Genomic DNA, 19,142 nt, shown 5'->3' with positions numbered 1-19,142 from the left:
AGGGAATTAATACAGTCTTTCATTTCTTTCTGTTTCTCATTTCGTTTATAATATAAAGTAAGAATGTAGTAAAGAAAGGGGGATGTCGGAAAGTGGTATATTTAAACGACAAACTCAGCGAAACAAAAGTGTTTAAAGACCCAGTACATAAATATGTGCACGTGCGTGATCGTGTTATTTGGGATTTAATCGGAACGAAAGAATTTCAACGCTTGCGCCGTATTAAGCAGCTTGGAACGACATTTTTTACATTTCACGGTGCAGAGCATAGTCGCTTTACTCATTCGTTAGGTGTATACGAAATTATTCGTCGTATGATTGATGATGTGTTTGATGGCAGACCAAATTGGAATGCTGAAGATAGATTGTTATGTTTATGTGCGGCATTACTTCATGATGTCGGCCACGGCCCATTTTCTCACTCGTTTGAAAAAGTATTTTCATTAGATCATGAGAAATTTACGCAAAAGATTATCGTTGGCGATACGGAGATTAATGATGTATTAAGTCGTGTTGATAAGGAGTTTCCACAAAAGGTAGCAGATGTAATTGCAAAAACGTCTACTAATAAATTAGCGATTAGTATGATTTCGAGTCAAATTGATGCGGATCGTATGGATTATTTATTAAGAGATGCTTATTTTACAGGCGTAAAGTACGGAAACTTCGATATGGAACGTATACTGCGTGTAATGCGTCCGTATGGGAATCAAGTAGTCATTAAAAATAGTGGTATGCATGCTGTTGAGCATTACATTATGAGTCGTTATCAAATGTATTGGCAAGTATATTTCCACCCGGTAACGCGAAGTGCAGAAGTTATTTTAACGAAGATTTTACACCGTGCGAAATCACTGCACGAGAAGTATTATACATTTAAAAATCATCCTGTTCATTTCTATTCTTTATTTGAAGAAGAAGTAACAGTAGAGGATTATTTAAAGTTAGACGAGAACGTTATGTATTACTACTTCCAAGTATGGCAGGAAGAAGAAGATCCAATTTTAAGCGATTTATGTCGCCGTTTTATGAATCGAAATCTATTTAAATATGTAGAGTTTACAGATAAACACGGTTTAGATAATTGGATGGAATTAAGTAGTTTATTTAAAAAGATTGGACTTGATCCGGAGTATTATTTAGTAGTTGATTCAACATCAGACTTACCGTATGACTTTTATCGTGCAGGAGAAGAAGAAGAGCGTCTACCAATCCTACTTCTTATGCCAAACGGAGAGCTTAGAGAGCTTTCACGTGAGTCGGATATTGTTGAGGCGATTACAGGTAAGAAAAGAACGGATCAAAAGCTATTCTATCCACATGATTTAATCTATGAAGATGGAAGAAAAGGAAAATATAAAGAGAGAATTATTGAGTTGTTAGAAGGAAAGAAATAAGAAGCAGCTAATGGCTGCTTCTTATGAAAAAACTTGAAATTATTTGTCGCTTAAGCGTTTTCCGCCAACTGCATAATGGTTTTTAGACATTTCTTCGATGAAAACAACGATGTTTTCTTCAGGAGCACCAGTTGTTTCGCTTACTGCTGCTGTTACTTTCTCAGCAAGAGCTTTCTTTTGTTCTTCTGTGCGTCCTTCTAGCATTTTCACTGTTACGTATGGCATGTACAATCGCTCCTTTTATGTAAGTTACACTCTTATTATAGCGGATTATGGGGAAGAACAATCGAAAAAACAAATAATTTCTTTTTTGACATATGGAAGAGGAGATGAAGTATGGATCAGTTATTTAGATATCCATTGCACGAAATTCCGTTAGTAGCAATGGCAATTATTATTGCACTATCCGTTCATGAATTTGCACATGCATATGTTGCATATAAATTTGGGGACGATACAGCAAAGAGACAAGGGCGTTTAACGTTATCACCGATGGCCCATTTAGACCCTATCGGTTTGATTGCAGTATTAATTCTTGGATTCGGTTGGGCAAGACCAGTTCCTGTTAACCCATATAACTTTAAAAGACCGCGTCTGGCAGGTATATTAGTTTCAATTGCAGGGCCGATTAGTAACTTAATTTTAAGTGCAATTGGTTTAATTATTTGGTATAGCTTATTAAAATTTGGTGTATTATACTCAATTCCATCTGCAGTGGCAGATACGTTAGCTCAATTTTTCCAGATTTTTATTATGCTGAATATCGTTTTACTTGTATTTAACTTATTACCAATCCCGCCACTTGATGGATATCGAGTTGTGGAAGATTTAGCGCCAGCAAATATTCGCGCGAAAATGACACAGTATGAAAAATACGGGGCAATTGCGTTATTAATTCTCGTTATTACACCGCTTAGTAATTATACAATTCAACCTATTTTTCAGGTAGTTATTCCGCATGTATTTGTATTTTTAGATAGCATCATTGCGCCTATTTTTGGCCTTTTATAATTTTTAAGTGAGGAGGATTTTACATATGACAGAGAAAAAGAAAAAAATCGGTTTTAATATCGTGAAAAATGATTCAACAGATGGACATGGTGGATTTGGTGTTGGGGCATTAAGCTTAGAAAACATTTCACCTGTATTTGTTGATGTACTAGAGAAGACTGCATTCGTTGATATCGGTGCGATGCATGCGCGTAGTACAGTAGAAAAAGGTATTAAGTTTTTAACAAATAAAGATGAAGTTCCAAATGGAAAACCATTTTGGCTTGTATGGGTAACAATTGAAAGAACTGCGACAGGTGCGTATTACGCAGGTGTAACAGCTTGTGAAATGACAGTTGACCGTGAGATTCGCCGCGGATATAAATCACTTCCAGAACACGTAAATAAAATGGATAAATCATTGAAGCGTCACATTATGGTTGACCATATGGATGAATCATCTAAAAAGGTACTTGGTACGTTCTTGAAAGAACATAATGAAGCGATTTGGAACGAATCTAGTGAAGAATTGCGCCGTGCATTATTAAGTGAATAAAAAATAGCTGACGGGTGCCCGTCAGCTATTTTTTTTTACCAAGGAAGATATTTGTTCCACCAACTTGTTTTTTTCTTTTCTTCAGTCGTTTTTTCAAATTCTTCTTTATCATCGACGTGATCCATACAATATTCAGTCGGTTCGGTACCTTTAGCGAAATACATTTTCACAGAAATAGGACAATTTTTTGTAGCAATTTTACCGTTCTCTGGATTGATATTAACCGCTACGACGTCACTTGGTTGTTTAAATTCTTTTTTAGGCTGTCCATCTAAGCCTTTCTCCATCGTATCAGTCCATATTTTCTTCGCATATCCTTGTTCTGCTACGTTTGAAATAGATTTAGGTTGATCATATCCGACCCATACACCTGTTACGATTTGCGGAGTAAATCCGATCATCCAACTATCCGTTTCAGTAGAACCAGATTTGCCGGCATATGTTCTTGATAATTTTGATAACATCGATTGGCCAGTTACAGCAGCATAACTGCTTAGTTTCTTATTAAACATACCAGTCATCATTTCTTCCATTACAAACGCTTTGCTCTTGTCGAGAACTTGTTTACTCTCTAAATGAGCATCGTATAATATATTTCCTTCATGATCCATAATGCGGCGAATGAAAGTAGGTTTTACTTCTTTTCCACCGTTTGCGAACATGCTATAAGCGTTAACCATTTCAATTGGTTTTACTGGTGATGTACCGAGAGCTAGAGAAGGTACATCTTTTAATGCACTTGTAATTCCAAATTGTTTCGCTGTTTTTGCAAGCGCGTCATCTCCTAAAAACAAATTCGTTTTCACAGCATATATGTTATCAGAGACTGCGAGAGCTTGTGCCATCGTTACGAAATCATCGGCATAATAATCTTTATAGTTCTTCGGTTTATACTTTGAAACGCCGTCACCTAAGGTGAATACAGTATATTCGCTTTTTAAGCGCGTAGCAGGCGTGAATCCTCGTTCTAATGCCGCATAATATAGAAATGGCTTAAATGTAGAACCAGGCTGACGAATGGCCTGTGTAGCCCTGTTAAATTGACTCGTAGTATAATCGGTTCCGCCAACAAGAGCAGCCACTTCACCTGTCGTTGGATTCATAGAGACGAGAGCAGTTTGTATGTTTGTTGTGTCAGGTATATGATCCTTTACAGCTTGTTCTGCTACAGCTTGTAGTTTAGGGTCTAGCGTTGTATAAATTCGTAAGCCACCTCGTTGTAAAGCTTGTTCGTCTAATCCGACATCACGAAGAAGCGAAGCTTGTACAGCATCTTGGAAATATGGTGCGACCTCTGCTACTTTTTTCGTATCTAATGAGGCAAAAGTTAGTGTTTCTTTCTTCGCTAAGGCTGCTTGTTGCTTCGTAATATATCCTTGCTTTACCATTTCATCTAATATGAGAGCTTGTCGTCCTTTAGCACGATCCTCTTTCAAAAAGGGAGAATAGACACTTGGCCCTTTCGGGATACCTGCCAGCATACTAGCTTCTGCTAATGTTAACTCTTTTGCCGTTTTATCGAAATATAGACGGGACGCAGCTTCGATGCCATAAGCGCCATGTCCGTAATAAATTGTATTTAAATATCCTTCTAAAATATGATTTTTATTATAGTTTACTTCAAGGCGGATAGTGTACATTGCCTCTAACAATTTTCGTTTCCACGTTTTATCATGATCTAAATACAGATTACGCGCGTATTGTTGTGTAATTGTACTAGCTCCTTGTACCTTTGCCATCGCTTTTAAATCAGCAACAATTGCACCTGCAATCCGTTTCAAATCGAAGCCGTGATGTTTATAAAATCTTTGATCTTCAATAGAAAGGGTCGCTTCTTTTACATAAGGTGAAATTTCATTAAGAGAGACATTGTAACGTTTTTGAATTTCGTTACTTTGTCCAATAACAGTATCATCGTTTGCGTAAAAGACGCTTGTTTGCGGGACCGCAACAGGAGGAGGTCCCATAATTTTTGCAACTATAATAATAACAAAAAAAGAAAAAACGAAGAAAAGGACGCACGAAAACATTGCGGTGAAGAAAAGACGTTTATATTTTTTAAGTTTTGGATTCATAGTTTGATCCATCTTTTTTCAGCCCCTCATTAATACAAGCGTTATTGTATTAGTATTGAGGGTTTTCGTTTATTTTAAACAATGAAATTTCGAAAATAAAAAAGCCCTTTCCATTAAGAAAGGAGCTCAAAGGCACGTGCTGGCCAATCGGTAATGATGACATCTACACCATAATCAATCATAGTTTGTAAATCTTTGTATTCATTAATTGTATATGGACGGAAAACATATCCTTGCTCTTGTGCTAACTGCACAAATTCTTTCGTTAATAACTGGAAGTTTGGATGTAATCCACTTGCTTCTCTATGTTTTGCTTCGGAAATTGGATCAGCAAGTGGTGTATCATATAAAATTGCTCTTGGGATTTCAGGAGCAATTTCTGCTAATAATGAAACAGAGTCATGGTTAAATGATGAAAATACAATTTGATTAGAAAGATGATATTCACGCACAAGTGCAACAGCTTTTTCCTCAATATTTGGGTAATGAATAACATCTGTCTTTAATTCAATATTTAGTTGTAAGTTCGTTGTGGAAAGCCAAATGAAAACCTCACGCAACGTTGGGATTTTTGCTTCATGGAAAGAAGGGTCTTTATAGCTACCAGCGTCCAATAATTGTAGTTCCTCTACCGTTTTTTCAGAAACAGGTCCAACGCCATTTGTTGTACGATCGACGGTTTCATCGTGAATTACGACAAGTTCACCATCTTTTGATAAGTGGACATCGAGTTCAATTCCGTGAGCACCAATGCGTTCTGCTTCTTGGAAGGCAATCATCGTATTTTCGGGATGTGTTCCTTTTACTCCGCGGTGAGCGAAAATAAGTGGTTTACTCATGTGAAATTCTCCTTATTATCTCTTTTCTTTTATTATGAAACTGCTTTAGGGAAAATACAATTGAATATGACAAACATTTACAAAAGTCTAACAGTTGCAGAAAAGTTAACGTTAACGTAAAATGTAATAATCAAGTGAAGGGAGGAATAAACATGTATAAAATTGATGAAGTAACAAAGCAAGTCGGTTTAACAAAACGTACACTTCGTTATTATGAGGAAATTGGTTTAATTCATCCCCCAGAACGTAGTGAGGGAAATATCCGTCTGTATACGGATGAGGATATTGCCAGAATTAAAAGAATTGTAGAAGCGAAAGAAGTGCTAGGAATCACACTTCAAGAAATGCAGCATTTCTTATCACTAAAAGAAAGAATGGAGCAAAGAAGAAATAGCGAAAACCCTCGTGATCGTGAAGTGATTCAAGAAATTAAAGATATGCTTGAAAAACAAGTGCAAACGTTAGACGAAAAAATGGAGCAAATGCAACGTGTAAAGGCAGAACTAGAAGATAGTTTACATCGTGCAGTAACATTTTTAGAGAGCACAAAAGGAGAGTAATCAAAATGGAGAGCAAACAAAAACTAGGGAGATTGATTACAGTGGTGGCTACCTTCCTTGCCTTTTCGGGTATAGGAGTAGTCGACCCAATTTTGCCGATTATTGCAGAGAAAATTGGTGCATCGCATTGGCAAGTTGAAATGTTATTTACCGCTTATATTTTAACGATGGCAATTATGATGTTACCAGCTGGTATATTTGCATCGAGATTTGGTGATAAACGGATGATGACAATCGGTCTTGCGATTGTGACTGTATTTGCGTTTATATGTGGTATGTCGCAAACGATTGCTCAATTATCTCTTTTCCGCGCTGGATGGGGATTAGGGAATGCGATGTTCTTCGCGACGGCGATGACTTTATTGATTGCATTAAGTAAAGAAGTTCATGAAGCAGTAGGATTATACGAAGCAGCTATCGGCTTAGGTATGGCTGGCGGACCGTTATTAGGCGGGATATTAGGTGGTCATTCTTGGCGTTATCCGTTTTTCGCGACGAGTATTTTAATTTTCTTAGCATTTATTTTAGTATTCTTTTTTGTAAAAGAACCAGAACGAAAAGTGAAGCGTAAGGCTGCTGGCGTAGGGGAATTACTTAACCTGGTGAAGTATAAACCATTTATGCAAGGTGCCATTTCAGGGATGCTATACTACTACGGATTTTTTGTCGTGTTAGCATATTCACCACTTATTATGCATTTATCAGCTATTCAATTAGGCTTTGTATTTTGCGGATGGGGACTCGCGTTAGCTTACGGTTCTGCAATTTTAGCACATAAGCTAGAAGGGAAATATGAACCAAAAACATTATTGAAGGGTAGTTTACTCATATTTGCGATTTTCTTAATTGCACTATTCTTTGTGAAAATTATGTGGTTACAAATTACTCTTATCGTTTTATCAGGATTGGCATCTGGCTTAAACAATGCATTATATACAAGTTATGTAATGGATATTTCACCTTATGAAAGATCTGTTACGTCAGGTGTTTATAACTTTGTTCGTTGGTTAGGTGGTGCGATTGCTCCGATTTTATCAGGAATTATCGGTCATACTGTTTCACCACAAAGTCCGTTTTTAGTAGGTGGAATTGTTGTGTTAGTTGGTTGTATTATGATCCTAATTCCAATTCGTAAACCATTAGAAATAGAGACAAAAACCCTTTCTTAAGAAAGGGTTTTCTTTCCTTTTACGGTGCAAACCCTTTCCACACATATGTTAGAACCCTCTGACTAAAATATATTTTCGGTATTTTTGTACTTTTAACTATACATTTTGGATGTTTTGTTTTATTTTTGTTAGGGGACATTAATGATGTCCCTATTATAAATTTGCATTGAAAGGCGTGATTGTACGATGGAACTATGGTTCACTGAGAAACAAACAAAACATTTTGGGATTACGGCGCGTATTAACCGCACATTACATACGGAGCAAACAGAATTCCAAAAACTTGATATGGTCGAAACGGAAGAGTTCGGAAACATGCTTATTTTAGATGGCATGGTTATGACAACAGAAAAGGACGAGTTCGTTTATCACGAAATGGTAGCACACGTACCTTTATTTACACATCCAAACCCTGAAAACGTATTAGTTGTTGGTGGCGGTGATGGTGGTGTTATTCGTGAAGTGTTAAAACACCCAAGTGTAAAGAAAGCAACTCTTGTTGAAATCGATGGAAAAGTAATTGAGTACTCTAAACAATACTTACCATCAATTGCAGGCGCATTAGATAATGAGCGTGTAGAAGTAAAAGTAGGAGACGGTTTCCTACATATCGCAGAAAGCGAAAATGAATACGATGTAATTATGGTAGATTCTACTGAGCCAGTAGGACCAGCAGTAAACCTATTTACAAAAGGCTTCTACGCTGGAATTTCAAAAGCGTTAAAAGAAGATGGTATTTTCGTTGCACAAACGGACAACCCTTGGTTTACACCAGAACTAATTACAACTGTGTTTAAAGACGTAAAAGAGATCTTCCCAATCACTCGTTTATACACAGCAAACATTCCAACTTACCCAAGTGGTCTTTGGACGTTCACAATTGGATCTAAAAAACATGATCCATTAGAAGTAAGTGAAGAGCGTTTCCACGAAATCGAAACGAAATACTACACAAAAGAATTACACAATGCAGCATTCGCATTACCGAAATTTGTTGGCGATTTAATTAAGTAAGAGAATTGTATCAAACAAATAAAGTGTAAGTAGCTCATTTAAGGTGTTTGTCCAGAAGACTTGAACATGCTAGCTACTTACACTTCTGTAGAGAAAATCGTCTTCTTGTTGTTAAAAAGAAGACCCGGTAAATCGAGAAAGAGGAGCAATTCGCTCCAAATTTGAGAAATAGTGAAAGGTTGGGATACCTTAAGTTCCACATAAGGAGGAAAAGAATATGCGTTTTGATGAAGCTTATTCAGGTAAAGTATTTATTAAAAGTCATCCAAGTTTTGAAGAGTCAAAGGTAGTTATTTATGGGATGCCTATGGATTGGACAGTAAGTTACCGTCCGGGATCTCGTTTTGGCCCTGCACGTATTCGTGAAGTATCAATCGGTCTTGAAGAATATAGCCCGTATTTAGATCGTGAACTAGAAGAGGTAAAATATTTTGATGCGGGTGATATCCCATTACCATTCGGAAACGCACAACGCAGCTTAGACATGATTGAAGAGTATGTATCAAAACTTTTAGATGCCGATAAGTTTCCACTAGGTCTCGGCGGTGAGCACCTAGTGTCTTGGCCAATTTTTAAGGCAATGGCAAAAAAATATCCGGATTTAGCAATCATCCACATGGATGCTCATACTGATTTACGTGAATCGTATGAAGGGGAGCCTTTATCCCACTCTACACCAATTCGTAAAGTGTGTGATTTAATTGGTCCGGAAAACGTATATTCTTTCGGAATTCGTTCTGGAATGAAGGAAGAATTTGAATGGGCGAAAGAAGTAGGTATGAACTTATACAAATTTGACGTATTAGAACCGTTAAAAGAAGTATTACCGAAACTTGCTGGCCGCCCAGTCTATGTCACAATCGACATTGATGTATTAGACCCAGCTCACGCTCCAGGAACAGGAACGTTAGAAGCTGGCGGTATCACATCTAAAGAATTATTAGATTCCATCGTAGCAATTGCAAATTCAAATATAAATGTAGTTGGAGCAGACTTGGTAGAAGTAGCTCCAGTCTACGACCATAGTGATCAAACACCAGTCGCAGCAAGCAAATTCGTGCGGGAAATGCTACTCGGTTGGGTGAAGTAAAAGCGGAATCGGCTCGCCCAGAATGTGAGGGGGATGGAGCTTCAGACATAGAGGCGTTTTTTGCCTCGAAGGAAGAAGCGAAGCCATCGATCATTCTAGCCGATGCAGCTAGATAAAATAAAAGTGAAGCCGACTGTTTAGGCCCGGTGGCTAAGGTTCTTTCCTGCAAAAGGTGCTTTTTACCTTTTGGCAGAGAAGGTTCTTAGACGTAAGGGCCTAGGAGGTGTAACTGGATGAAATAAAAGCGGAAGCGGCTCGCTCAGAATATGAGGGGGATGGAGCTTCAGACGTAGAGGCGCTTTTTGCCTCGAAGGAAGAAGCGAAGCCACCGATCATTCTAGCCGATGCAGCTAGATAAAGTAAGAGCCCCCTATATGATTAGAGGGCTCTTATTTTGTCGTTATATGTCGGTAAGTCGATATATTAAAAAAATCGCTGATATAATTTCATTTACCGTTATGCGACACAAAAAAGAGCTATTCCTAAACGATGGGAATAGCTCTTTTTCTTATGCAACCTTCTCTTCCGAAGTAACTCCGCGAATTTCATCAGCAGAGCGGATCGGATATTTACGGAACACAATAGATCCGATGTATCCGACAATAGTGGTAACGATTCCACATAATATAGCAGCAATTGTTACTTTTACAACGTCATTAAATCCGAATAAGACAAGAAGTCCTGGGATGGGTGATGCTGTTCCTGGTGCATTATTAACGAGCTGGAACAGAGAGGTAATAATACCAGCAAGTGCACCGCCAACGAAGTTTGTCGCATAAATTGGAATCGGATTTGCTGAAACAACATCGGCTTGTGTTAAAGGCTCGATTGCTACAGCAATTGTATCTTTCTTTGAACAAATTTTTAATCGTTTAAAGAAAATAAAGTTCATTGGGGCTGAAGCTGCTACAGCCAGACTACCAATTGCCATTGGTAAACCTGTTAATCCAAGCATTGCAGTTAGTGCCATAGAACTCAGTGGAGAGGTAGAAATAACTGTTATTAATCCACCAAGCATAATACCCATAATGATAGGACTTTCTGTAGTTGCAACTGAAATCATAGAACCGATTTTACCAAGTGTGGCGTTAACGAGCGGATCCATAAGCATTGCCATTCCGCGTGAGATTGGTGCAGCGATAAATAGGATTGCTAAAAATTCCACACCAGCTGGTAATTTCTTTTCGAGAAATTTCACGACGAAGGCACAAACGTATCCAGCGAAAAATCCTGGTAAAATACCGAATCCACTAGTAGCGATACCAATTAAAACAGCATATACGGGGGAAACACCGATTGCTAATGCGACTAAAATCGCTGCTGCGACACCGCTCATACTACCGGAAGCTTCTCCTACTGATTGTAAAAAGTCATTATGAAACATTTCTCCACCTATATAACGGTGAAATGCTTCAATAAGAAAACTTGCAATTGCTGCATTAGCTAAAGCACCCATCGCCTTCATTCCGTAAGGCGCACGGTAACTGAAAAGTGTAAATAGACAAAGTACAACAAGTAATAGTGCTAAACCTTGCAAGATAGCCATTTGAAAACTGTCTCCTTTGATTTTTGTAATAAAAATTCGTATCATTCAATAATAATATAAAAGTGTATGAAACGGAAAAATTTTTTCTTGGGAACTGGCTGTAAGAAAAAATCCCTTACAATAATGTAAGGAAAGTGTAAGACTTTTAGATAGAGTATAGTATGCTCTTTTCCGTATAATACAAGTATAGATATAATACTAGCGAGAAAGAAGTGCAAACAGGAGGTTCATGTATGAAATTGGTAATTAAAGTTTTAGCTGTATTCGCCATTATTCTAGGTGGAACAGCGTATTATTTGAACACAAAAACAGAAGGTGTACATGCTTTTGTAGACAACTTCTTTTCAAATAAAGAAATACAAGATTATTATGCGGTTATAGATAAAGGTGAGAAAAAAGACGGAGAATACTTGTATACTTTTAAAGGGTATACAGAAGATGGAAAGTTACAGGTTATTAAAAGAATGATGAACCGTGAATTGCATACGGGGGCGTTTATAAAAATTTATGCAAAAGGTATGCAAGGAAAAGGATGGGCTGAAATCCCGAAAGAATCCATTCCGCAAAAAGCGTTGGAAAAAATAGAAAAACCATAAAAGGAGCGACTCATTCGCTCCTTTTTTAGTACGTTAAAATAGTGATAGATGTCTTCTCTTTGTGAGAAATAATTTTTGCACGTCCACCAATTGGAAAAGTGAAAATCGGGGTTGTATGCCCGAAACTTGCGTTTGCAATGATAGGGATATGTGCAAGTTCAGGTTTTGAAGCAATCATTTCTTGAATGTCTTCTATCGTACATTCTGCACCTTTTTGCATCTTTCCTATAACGATTCCCTTTATGTATTCAAAACCTTGCTGCTGCATAAGGGAATGTAAATAACGATCAAAAGTTTTAAGAGTAGATGTTCCAGTTAAACTATCTTCTTCAATAAATAAAATTTTCTCCTTTAAATTTGGCATATATGGTGTACCTTGCAGTAAGTTAAATGTGCTCATATTGCCACCGATAATATCTCCCGTAGCTTCTCCTTCTTGAATTGAAACATATCCTTCATTTTTAATAAATTCTCGATTTTCCTGATCTATATACCAAGAATCATCGCTCCATGTTTCAGATGGAAGGACTTCAATAGGCTCATTAGAAGTTAAGCACTTTAAAAAGTAATCGGTTGTATACCCGAGCCCTTTCTCCATTCCAAACGAAGAGAAATGGGGTCCTGAGTATGTAACAAGCCCTGTTTTTGCGTAAATTGCATTATTTAAGGCAGTAATATCAGAATAACCACAGAAAAATTTCGGGTTTTCACGAATTAAATCATAATCGAGATGTTTCAATAAACCATTTGAGTTGTATCCGCCAAGTGTAGTCAAAATAGCTTTTACATTAGGGTCTCGAAATGCTTCATGGAGGTCTTGAATGCGGGAAGAAATAGAGGAGGAAGCAAATCGATCTATCTCATCAGCATATTTTGAGAATGTAACTTGAAAGCCCATGTCAGTTAATCTTTTTATAGCAAGTTTTCTATTTTCATTTGAAACAATACTTAAACTACACGATGGTGAAATCACTCGTATTTCAGCACCCTTTTTTAACTTTGTTGGTATCACTACATTCACCTCTTTAATTGAAAGAATATTTAGATTTAAAAAATATTTTATCATATGAAATAAAGTAGAAGTGAATTATTTTTTGAAATGGAGTTTTCCTGATTTTTCAGCAGACAGACAGAGTCTTTTTTTGATATGATAGGAAAAGTGATTTATTATAAGTAGTATTTAATATCTATAACATTTGAAAGGTGTGCAAGACGTGGAGAAACAACTTGCAGGCTTGCCGGTACACGTTCATTTCGTAACAGAAATCCGTGAAGGGGCGAGGAAGGAAACCGTTGCTTTTGAAGCAAATGGTCAATACTATGTAAAAGGTCAAGGTACATATGTAACATTCCAGGAGCCGAACGAACAAGGCGAAGTGAAAACAATTATTAAAATTCAAGATGAACAAGTTCTCATTATGCGTTCAGGTGCTGTTTCTATGCGTCAGACGCATGTGAAAGGTGAATGGACAACTGGTACGTATACGAGTGAACTTGGTACGTTTGCATTGCAAACAAAGACTGATAACGTTCTTTTTAAATGGTCGGATGAAAAGAAAAAAGGACAACTCTTCTTAACGTACGCATTGCTTCTAAGTGAACAAGAAGCTGGCAGATATACTATTACAATTAATTTGAAGGAGGCAAAATAATGAATTCCTTAGAACAGGTAAAAGGATTGATTAAAGAAGAAATTCAGGCTGCTGTATTAAAGGCAGAATTAGCGACAGAAGAACAAATTCCAAACGTTGTATTAGAATCTCCAAAAGATAAAACAAATGGTGACTTCTCTACAAATATGGCAATGCAACTTGCACGCGTTGCGAAAAAAGCACCTCGTATGATTGCAGAAGAACTAGTTGCAAACTTCGATAAAGCAAAAGCTTCTATTGAAAAAATCGAAATCGCTGGTCCTGGTTTTATTAACTTCTATATGGATAATAGCTACTTAACAGATTTAATTCCAACAATCGTAAGCGCTGGTGAAGCTTACGGTGAAACGAATACTGGTAAAGGTGAAAAAGTACAAGTTGAGTTCGTATCTGCGAATCCAACAGGTGACCTTCACTTAGGACATGCACGCGGTGCGGCAGTAGGTGACACTTTATGTAACCTATTAGCAAAAGCAGGATACGATGTATCTCGTGAGTACTACATTAATGACGCTGGTAACCAAATTCATAACTTAGCTCTTTCTGTTGAAGCTCGTTACATGCAAGCTTTAGGCTTAGAAAAAGAAATGCCAGAAGACGGATACCATGGTGCGGATATCATTGGAATTGGTAAACGTTTAGCAGAAGAATTCGGTGATCGTTATGCGAAAGCTGATGAAAAAGAAAGCTATGAATTCTACCGTGAGTACGGTTTAAAATATGAATTAGCAAAACTTCAAAAAGACTTAGAAAGCTTCCGCGTTAAATTTGATGTATGGTTCTCAGAAACATCATTATACAAAAACGGGAAAATTGATCAAGCACTTGCTGTATTAAAAGAGCGCGATGAGATCTTTGAAGAAGACGGTGCAACTTGGTTCCGTTCAATGACTTACGGTGACGATAAAAACCGTGTATTAATTAAAAATGATGGTTCTTACACATACTTAACGCCAGATATCGCGTATCATCGTGATAAATTAGAGCGTGGTTTCGATAAGTTAATTAACATTTGGGGTGCTGACCATCACGGTTATATTCCACGTATGAAAGCTGCTATTCAAGCACTTGGTTACGATAAAGACACGCTTGAAGTAGAAATCATCCAAATGGTACAACTATACCAAAATGGTGAAAAAATGAAGATGAGTAAGCGTACGGGTAAAGCAGTTACACTTCGTGAGCTTATGGAAGAAGTAGGCGTGGACGCAATGCGTTACTTCTTCGCAATGCGTAGCGGTGACTCTCATTTAGACTTCGATATGGACTTAGCTGTATCAAAATCTAATGAAAACCCAGTATACTATGCACAATACGCTCACGCTCGCGTATGCAGCATCCTTCGCCAAGGTGAAGAATTAGGATTAGCTACAGGCGGAGATGTGAACTACAAACTTGTTACTTCTGAAAAAGAAGTAGAGTTACTGAAAAAACTTGGTGAATTCCCAGCGGTAGTTGCGGATGCAGCACAAAAACGTCTACCACACCGTATTACAAACTATGCATTTGAATTAGCAGCAACATTACACAGCTTCTACAATGCAGAAAAAGTATTAAACCAAGATAATTTAGAATTAAGTAAAGCTCGTTACGAGTTAATGAAAGCAGTACGCACTACACTTCAAAATGCATTAGCAATTGTAGGAGTATCTGCACCAGAAAAAATGTAATAAAGAAAAGCGGAAGCGGCTCGTTTAGAATAGGAGGGGGATGGAGCTCCTGACAGAAAGGCGTACTTTGCCTCGGAGGAAGGCGCGAAGCCACCGAGTATTCTAGCCGCTGGAGCTGGACAATAAAGAAAAGCGGAAGCGGACTTTCGTTTTTAAATAAAAGGCAATCACACGATGTTGTGATTGCCTTTTTATGTGGAGATAATAAAAAAATAAAATTTTATCAAACAAAAAGGGAATTTGCGTCGTCTTATATAAATGACAGGAGGCTTATGATGGAAGAAAAGGTAGAAGAATTAATTGATATATATAAGAAGCAAATATATTCCTTATGCTATAAGTTAGCAAAGACGAAAGAAGACGCGGAAGATATTTTTCAAGAGACATGGATAAAAGTTTTTTCATCGCGGCACCAACTTTCTTACGTGGAGAATTATAAAAAATGGATTACTACAATTTGTGTTCATACGTTTTATGATTTTTATCGTAAGAAAAAAAGGTGGAAAGATCGAATATTGGATTTGTTTCATAAAGAGGATGGTGAAGAAATAGATTTCGCAGATGATGTGAATATATCAGAAGAATTTATTCAAAAAGTGGAAGCGGAAATGATACGGGAAGTTATACAGCTATTGAATGAAAAATATAAAACCGTGCTCGTACTCTACTATTATGAACAATACTCTTATAAAGAAATGAGCGAAATATTAAATATACCGATTGGTACGGTAAAGTATCGGCTTAATTATGGGAAAAAGAAAATGCGAGAACATTTGGAGGGGTTCGTTCATGAAGGAAGATAAATTTGAACAGAAAATAAAGAGCAGTTTAGCAGAAGAGATAGCTCCAAGCGAAGAGCTAATAAATAACACGAAGCAGGGCGTGCGAAAGGCTCAGAAGTTAGAGAGGAAATGGATGATTTGTATTCACACCATTTGGATTGTTTTGTTAACAATTGTTATAGAACAATTTGTCACTCATTTGGATTATAAAATTCCTATGTTAATAGCCATTGTGATTATGATGCATGTATACATTCCGATATATGTTGTAATACAGTCATTTTTAAAGAAGGAGTATAAATTACATGAAAGAGTTCGCTAATCCGTTTGTACTATTTGAAGTAGCTGGAGTGACGATGTTTTTAGCTTTTATAGCACTTTTAATATGTGTTGCATCATGGGTATATACAGATGCTAAAGCACATCAAATGAGCAAAGGATGGAGTATTTTAGCAGTTATATTGCCATTCTTTATTGGGTTTTTATTATATATGGTAAGAAGAAGTAAAAAGAAAGTTGAAGGAGAATATAAGATGAACTTTGTTAAAAAACAGAAAGTAACATTAGTTGCGATATTGGCAAGTACAATGTTTGTATTACTTAGTGGTTTTGCTTTTGCACAAACGTTAGATGACGCGTGGAAAGCAGGAGATATATATTTAGAAAATGAGAAGCAAGGGGAGACAAGTTACGAGGCGAAATTCTCATCATGGGATATTGCCGGTAAAGATATTGAACTTCAGTATGAGAAGGACACAGAAGTGACATTTTCTTATGAGACAGATGCAAAACGAGGGAACTTATGCTTTAGCGTGTATGAAAGACGAGGAGAAGGTATAAAAGAGTTAAAGGAAATCTGTGAATCGAAAAAAGGTAGTTTTACAGTTACTTTAAAAGCAAATGAAGAGTATGTATTGAATATAAGCGGATTAAAAGTGAAAGATGGATTCGTAAAAGTGAATTGGCAAGAGAAATAAAAGGGGCCCTATAAAGGACCTCTTTTTTATTGAATAGTATAAGTAACAGAAAAACTAACAGGACTATAGTAAACGTAAGGTGCATGAAATTGAACATACATATTTCCATCTGTTTTTGCAGTGAAAATTCGGCCGTAACCATCAGAATAACGTCCAATTAGGTTATGATTTGAGTCATAAACACTGTAACTAGGAGTTTTGCTGTTAGGATGAATTGTTAGTTCTTGTCCTTTTTGAAGGAAAATAGGTTCTTGTTCAGAACTACCTCCAGTTTGCAAAGAATAAAATTTTGTAAAGCTTTGTTCTTGAGCGGCAGCAGCGACTTTTGTTTCAGGAATAAACGCAGTAGCTCCAGTAATTCCTGCTAAAGTTAATGCACCTGCTAAAATCATTTTTTTCATAATAGAAAAAGCCTCCTTATTAGTTGTAATCGATTTTGTTACAGTTAATATTGTATACGATAATGGGTAGGATAAAATATGCTTTTATGCATATATATTTTTTCTCAATAAAAGACCACTGATAAAATCAGTGGTCTTTTAAATGATTAAGCAGCTTTCTGTTCAGTTTGAGGAACAGGTTTTTGAAGCGAGTTATAAACTCCTGTTCCGATAACGTCTAATGCCATTCTCATTCGTTCAGGTGAAATGTTTTCTAATACGTTATCTTGAGGTGTATGGTATACCTTCTCAATATGATAGATTAATGGATTCCAACTATCGACACCCATCCAAATGAATAGAGCAGCAGGAATACTAGCTTCAGCAAATGGAACATGATCACTAGAACCGAATTTACCTTGTAGGACGAGGTCATTATTTAGTTGTTTACCTGCTTGCAAGGCAGCGTCTGTTACAAAGTTTGTAGAGCCATCAGGTGTCATAGCGTATAAATTCTTTGCTTTATCATAATTTGTTGCAACCATGTCGGCGTTAAAGACACCTAAAATACGGTCGCGTTCTTTTTGGGATAGACTATTCACGTAATAATCCGAACCAAGTAATCCAGTTTCTTCAGAACCAAAGGTAATAAAGCGAATTTCTTTATCAGTTTCTACATTTTGAAAAGCACGAGCTAGTTCTAATACTAATCCAGTTCCAGAAGCATTATCATTTGCGCCAGGTGCTCCGACAACACTATCATAGTGCGAGCTTACAACGACTGCTTTCTCATTACCTGTACTCTTTTTTGGTTTCTTTTTGGCGATAATATTTAGAGATGTTAATTTAGATTCATGTCTCGCTTTTAGGGAAAGAATTGTTGTCCCTTTTTTAGCGATTTCTTCTTTAAATGCATTTCCTTGCGCATAAGCAAGACCAAAGACAGGGATAGATTGCTTTTTCGTTAGGCGGGGATTGAAGGTTTGTCCATAATTTCCGCGTCCGCCAATTAAACTGTATAAAAGAACACCTTTTGCACCTTTGCTAACAGCATTTTCAACTTGTTTATTATAGTCTGTAACTGTCGTTCCTCTTTCAAATAAAACAATTTTACCGTTTACTTCATTTGGAATATCTTCTAATTTTGTCCCACCTTGAACAAAGATAAGGGGAGCTGTAACAGCTTCTGTAGAAATGAGTGCATTAGGAGCAGCACCAGCTTGCCAATTACGTTTTGTTGATAGTGGTGATTCAATGAATCCAACGTATTGATCGGGCACCTGAAATGGTTGATATTCTACGTCATAGCCCATTGATTTAAGCTGCATACCAATGTAACGAGAAGCCCATTCTTCGGATTTTGTTCCACCGGGGCGAGGACCAATTGTTTCAGATAAGAAACGAACATGTTCAATCGCGCGGTTTGGATCAATCTGTTTTGTAATAGATGGAGTTTGTGTAACCTCTGACGTGGAATCCGCTTTTGCTTGCCCAATTGGAGCTAAGCTAACAGCGAGTGATACAGCAAGCAAAGAGCTTACTATTTTTTGTTTCAATGATTTTCTCATTTTTCCCTCTCCTATTCTTCTATTCTCTCTGACTGACAAAAGAAGACGGATAATGATTTTATTTTACCTTTGCACCTTTTATTTTTCAATATTCTGACATTGAGAAATAAAAACGATATATGCATATTTGCATATTTTTGAGGGAGATATGTATGCTATCATTTTAAACGAAGGTTCGCTTTCTACTCTGAAAGCTCCTACATTGCATGAATCTAGTGTACCCAAACTTTAGATTATGTAGAGGAATGGAATCACTGTAGGGTTTCATTTCTCATGTTTGA

20 protein-coding genes are annotated in these 19,142 nt (G+C 37.0%); 13 read left to right on the top strand and 7 right to left on the bottom strand.

The features are described 5' to 3' along the window. Nucleotides 1-92: 92 nt before the first annotated feature. Complete coding sequence (locus NST90_RS25535; protein WP_000262730.1) at nt 93-1,397, top strand: HD domain-containing protein; 1,305 nt, start codon at nt 93-95, stop codon at nt 1,395-1,397. Between the two features lie 39 nt (nt 1,398-1,436). On the opposite strand, the gene NST90_RS25530 is transcribed toward NST90_RS25535, so the two are convergent. Beyond that, nucleotides 1,437-1,622 (bottom strand): 2-hydroxymuconate tautomerase, encoded by a 186-nt coding sequence (locus NST90_RS25530; RefSeq protein ID WP_001147171.1) that lies wholly within the window; start codon nt 1,620-1,622, stop codon nt 1,437-1,439. A 111-nt stretch (nt 1,623-1,733) separates the two neighbouring features. Between NST90_RS25530 and NST90_RS25525 the strand changes: the two genes are divergently transcribed. Then, the gene (locus NST90_RS25525) at nt 1,734-2,408 is read left to right on the top strand and encodes a site-2 protease family protein (protein WP_000372445.1); all 675 of its coding nucleotides are present in this window, start codon (nt 1,734-1,736) and stop codon (nt 2,406-2,408) included. Nucleotides 2,409-2,433: 25 nt separating this feature from the next. After that, nucleotides 2,434-2,943 (top strand): YwhD family protein, encoded by a 510-nt coding sequence (locus NST90_RS25520; protein WP_000136678.1) that lies wholly within the window; start codon nt 2,434-2,436, stop codon nt 2,941-2,943. 35 nt (nt 2,944-2,978) lie between these two features. On the opposite strand, the gene NST90_RS25515 is transcribed toward NST90_RS25520, so the two are convergent. Both NST90_RS25515 and NST90_RS25510 read right to left on the bottom strand, forming a co-directional pair. Then, nucleotides 2,979-5,030 carry a PBP1A family penicillin-binding protein gene (locus NST90_RS25515; RefSeq protein WP_000372950.1) on the bottom strand — a complete coding sequence of 684 codons (2,052 nt, stop codon included), beginning with the start codon at nt 5,028-5,030 and terminating at the stop codon, nt 2,979-2,981. A 101-nt stretch (nt 5,031-5,131) separates the two neighbouring features. Then, entirely contained in the window at nt 5,132-5,857 is a 726-nt protein-coding gene (locus NST90_RS25510) for a glycerophosphodiester phosphodiesterase (protein ID WP_000042789.1), read from the bottom strand. A 152-nt stretch (nt 5,858-6,009) separates the two neighbouring features. Here NST90_RS25510 and NST90_RS25505 point away from each other — a divergent pair, with 152 nt between their 5' ends. From NST90_RS25505 to speB, 4 genes are all read left to right on the top strand, one after another. Next, nucleotides 6,010-6,417 (top strand): MerR family transcriptional regulator, encoded by a 408-nt coding sequence (locus NST90_RS25505; protein WP_000276560.1) that lies wholly within the window; start codon nt 6,010-6,012, stop codon nt 6,415-6,417. A gap of 5 nt (nt 6,418-6,422) precedes the next feature. Then, complete coding sequence (locus tag NST90_RS25500; protein WP_088867989.1) at nt 6,423-7,586, top strand: MFS transporter; 1,164 nt, start codon at nt 6,423-6,425, stop codon at nt 7,584-7,586. A 186-nt stretch (nt 7,587-7,772) separates the two neighbouring features. Then, the gene (gene speE / locus NST90_RS25495) at nt 7,773-8,600 is read left to right on the top strand and encodes a polyamine aminopropyltransferase (protein ID WP_000424696.1); all 828 of its coding nucleotides are present in this window, start codon (nt 7,773-7,775) and stop codon (nt 8,598-8,600) included. 217 nt (nt 8,601-8,817) lie between these two features. Next, complete coding sequence (gene speB / locus NST90_RS25490; protein ID WP_001209831.1) at nt 8,818-9,690, top strand: agmatinase; 873 nt, start codon at nt 8,818-8,820, stop codon at nt 9,688-9,690. A gap of 508 nt (nt 9,691-10,198) precedes the next feature. On the opposite strand, the gene NST90_RS25485 is transcribed toward speB, so the two are convergent. Next, the gene (locus NST90_RS25485) at nt 10,199-11,236 is read right to left on the bottom strand and encodes a PTS sugar transporter subunit IIC (protein ID WP_000996319.1); all 1,038 of its coding nucleotides are present in this window, start codon (nt 11,234-11,236) and stop codon (nt 10,199-10,201) included. Nucleotides 11,237-11,469: 233 nt separating this feature from the next. Between NST90_RS25485 and NST90_RS25480 the strand changes: the two genes are divergently transcribed. Next, nucleotides 11,470-11,832, top strand: a complete 363-nt coding sequence (locus tag NST90_RS25480) for a YxeA family protein (protein ID WP_000779921.1) — start codon at nt 11,470-11,472, stop codon at nt 11,830-11,832. 25 nt (nt 11,833-11,857) lie between these two features. Here the strand turns inward: NST90_RS25480 and NST90_RS25475 are convergent, their stop codons facing one another. Beyond that, nucleotides 11,858-12,844 carry a S66 peptidase family protein gene (locus NST90_RS25475; protein ID WP_006922030.1) on the bottom strand — a complete coding sequence of 329 codons (987 nt, stop codon included), beginning with the start codon at nt 12,842-12,844 and terminating at the stop codon, nt 11,858-11,860. 202 nt (nt 12,845-13,046) lie between these two features. Here NST90_RS25475 and NST90_RS25470 point away from each other — a divergent pair, with 202 nt between their 5' ends. The 5 genes from NST90_RS25470 (at nt 13,047) to NST90_RS25450 (ending at nt 16,913) form a co-directional block, all read left to right on the top strand. Then, complete coding sequence (locus NST90_RS25470; protein ID WP_000414867.1) at nt 13,047-13,484, top strand: DUF1934 domain-containing protein; 438 nt, start codon at nt 13,047-13,049, stop codon at nt 13,482-13,484. Beyond that, nucleotides 13,484-15,154 carry an arginine--tRNA ligase gene (gene argS, locus NST90_RS25465; protein ID WP_001086468.1) on the top strand — a complete coding sequence of 557 codons (1,671 nt, stop codon included), beginning with the start codon at nt 13,484-13,486 and terminating at the stop codon, nt 15,152-15,154. Before NST90_RS25470 ends, argS begins: the two co-directional genes overlap by 1 nt. A 275-nt stretch (nt 15,155-15,429) precedes the next feature. Then, nucleotides 15,430-15,957 (top strand): RNA polymerase sigma factor, encoded by a 528-nt coding sequence (locus NST90_RS25460; protein ID WP_049106874.1) that lies wholly within the window; start codon nt 15,430-15,432, stop codon nt 15,955-15,957. Next, nucleotides 15,944-16,258, top strand: a complete 315-nt coding sequence (locus NST90_RS25455) for a hypothetical protein (protein ID WP_025709662.1) — start codon at nt 15,944-15,946, stop codon at nt 16,256-16,258. The genes NST90_RS25460 and NST90_RS25455 overlap by 14 nt, the downstream gene beginning before the upstream one ends. Continuing rightward, nucleotides 16,242-16,913, top strand: coding sequence for a hypothetical protein (locus NST90_RS25450; protein ID WP_025709663.1), 672 nt, complete (start codon nt 16,242-16,244; stop codon nt 16,911-16,913). The genes NST90_RS25455 and NST90_RS25450 overlap by 17 nt, the downstream gene beginning before the upstream one ends. Before the next feature lie 26 nt (nt 16,914-16,939). Here NST90_RS25450 and NST90_RS25445 read toward each other — a convergent pair whose 3' ends face one another. Both NST90_RS25445 and NST90_RS25440 read right to left on the bottom strand, forming a co-directional pair. Then, nucleotides 16,940-17,314 carry a hypothetical protein gene (locus NST90_RS25445; protein ID WP_000738221.1) on the bottom strand — a complete coding sequence of 125 codons (375 nt, stop codon included), beginning with the start codon at nt 17,312-17,314 and terminating at the stop codon, nt 16,940-16,942. A 146-nt stretch (nt 17,315-17,460) separates the two neighbouring features. Further along, complete coding sequence (locus NST90_RS25440) at nt 17,461-18,861, bottom strand: M28 family metallopeptidase (RefSeq protein WP_088867988.1); 1,401 nt, start codon at nt 18,859-18,861, stop codon at nt 17,461-17,463. Nucleotides 18,862-19,142: the final 281 nt, after the last annotated feature.

The organism is Bacillus sp. FSL E2-8900 (genome assembly GCF_037966225.1).
In the GTDB taxonomy this organism is placed as follows: domain Bacteria; phylum Bacillota; class Bacilli; order Bacillales; family Bacillaceae_G; genus Bacillus_A; species Bacillus_A cereus.
Note: the sequence above shows the minus strand (reverse complement) of the source record. Positions and strands in the feature narration are given on the sequence as shown.

Excerpts from the sequence above, each read along its gene's own strand:
- NST90_RS25500 (WP_088867989.1), top strand. The coding sequence starts at position 6,423 with ATGGAGAGCAAACAAAAACTAGGGAGATTGATTACAGTGGTGGCTACC.
- NST90_RS25485 (WP_000996319.1), bottom strand. The coding sequence starts at position 11,236 with ATGGCTATCTTGCAAGGTTTAGCACTATTACTTGTTGTACTTTGTCTA.
- NST90_RS25510 (WP_000042789.1), bottom strand. The coding sequence starts at position 5,857 with ATGAGTAAACCACTTATTTTCGCTCACCGCGGAGTAAAAGGAACACAT.
- NST90_RS25445 (WP_000738221.1), bottom strand. The coding sequence starts at position 17,314 with ATGAAAAAAATGATTTTAGCAGGTGCATTAACTTTAGCAGGAATTACT.
- NST90_RS25515 (WP_000372950.1), bottom strand. The coding sequence starts at position 5,030 with ATGGATCAAACTATGAATCCAAAACTTAAAAAATATAAACGTCTTTTC.
- NST90_RS25505 (WP_000276560.1), top strand. The coding sequence starts at position 6,010 with ATGTATAAAATTGATGAAGTAACAAAGCAAGTCGGTTTAACAAAACGT.
- NST90_RS25525 (WP_000372445.1), top strand. The coding sequence starts at position 1,734 with ATGGATCAGTTATTTAGATATCCATTGCACGAAATTCCGTTAGTAGCA.
- NST90_RS25450 (WP_025709663.1), top strand. The coding sequence starts at position 16,242 with ATGAAAGAGTTCGCTAATCCGTTTGTACTATTTGAAGTAGCTGGAGTG.
- NST90_RS25440 (WP_088867988.1), bottom strand. The coding sequence starts at position 18,861 with ATGAGAAAATCATTGAAACAAAAAATAGTAAGCTCTTTGCTTGCTGTA.
- NST90_RS25520 (WP_000136678.1), top strand. The coding sequence starts at position 2,434 with ATGACAGAGAAAAAGAAAAAAATCGGTTTTAATATCGTGAAAAATGAT.
- speE (WP_000424696.1), top strand. The coding sequence starts at position 7,773 with ATGGAACTATGGTTCACTGAGAAACAAACAAAACATTTTGGGATTACG.
- NST90_RS25480 (WP_000779921.1), top strand. The coding sequence starts at position 11,470 with ATGAAATTGGTAATTAAAGTTTTAGCTGTATTCGCCATTATTCTAGGT.
- NST90_RS25460 (WP_049106874.1), top strand. The coding sequence starts at position 15,430 with ATGGAAGAAAAGGTAGAAGAATTAATTGATATATATAAGAAGCAAATA.
- argS (WP_001086468.1), top strand. The coding sequence starts at position 13,484 with ATGAATTCCTTAGAACAGGTAAAAGGATTGATTAAAGAAGAAATTCAG.
- NST90_RS25530 (WP_001147171.1), bottom strand. The coding sequence starts at position 1,622 with ATGCCATACGTAACAGTGAAAATGCTAGAAGGACGCACAGAAGAACAA.
- NST90_RS25455 (WP_025709662.1), top strand. The coding sequence starts at position 15,944 with ATGAAGGAAGATAAATTTGAACAGAAAATAAAGAGCAGTTTAGCAGAA.
- speB (WP_001209831.1), top strand. The coding sequence starts at position 8,818 with ATGCGTTTTGATGAAGCTTATTCAGGTAAAGTATTTATTAAAAGTCAT.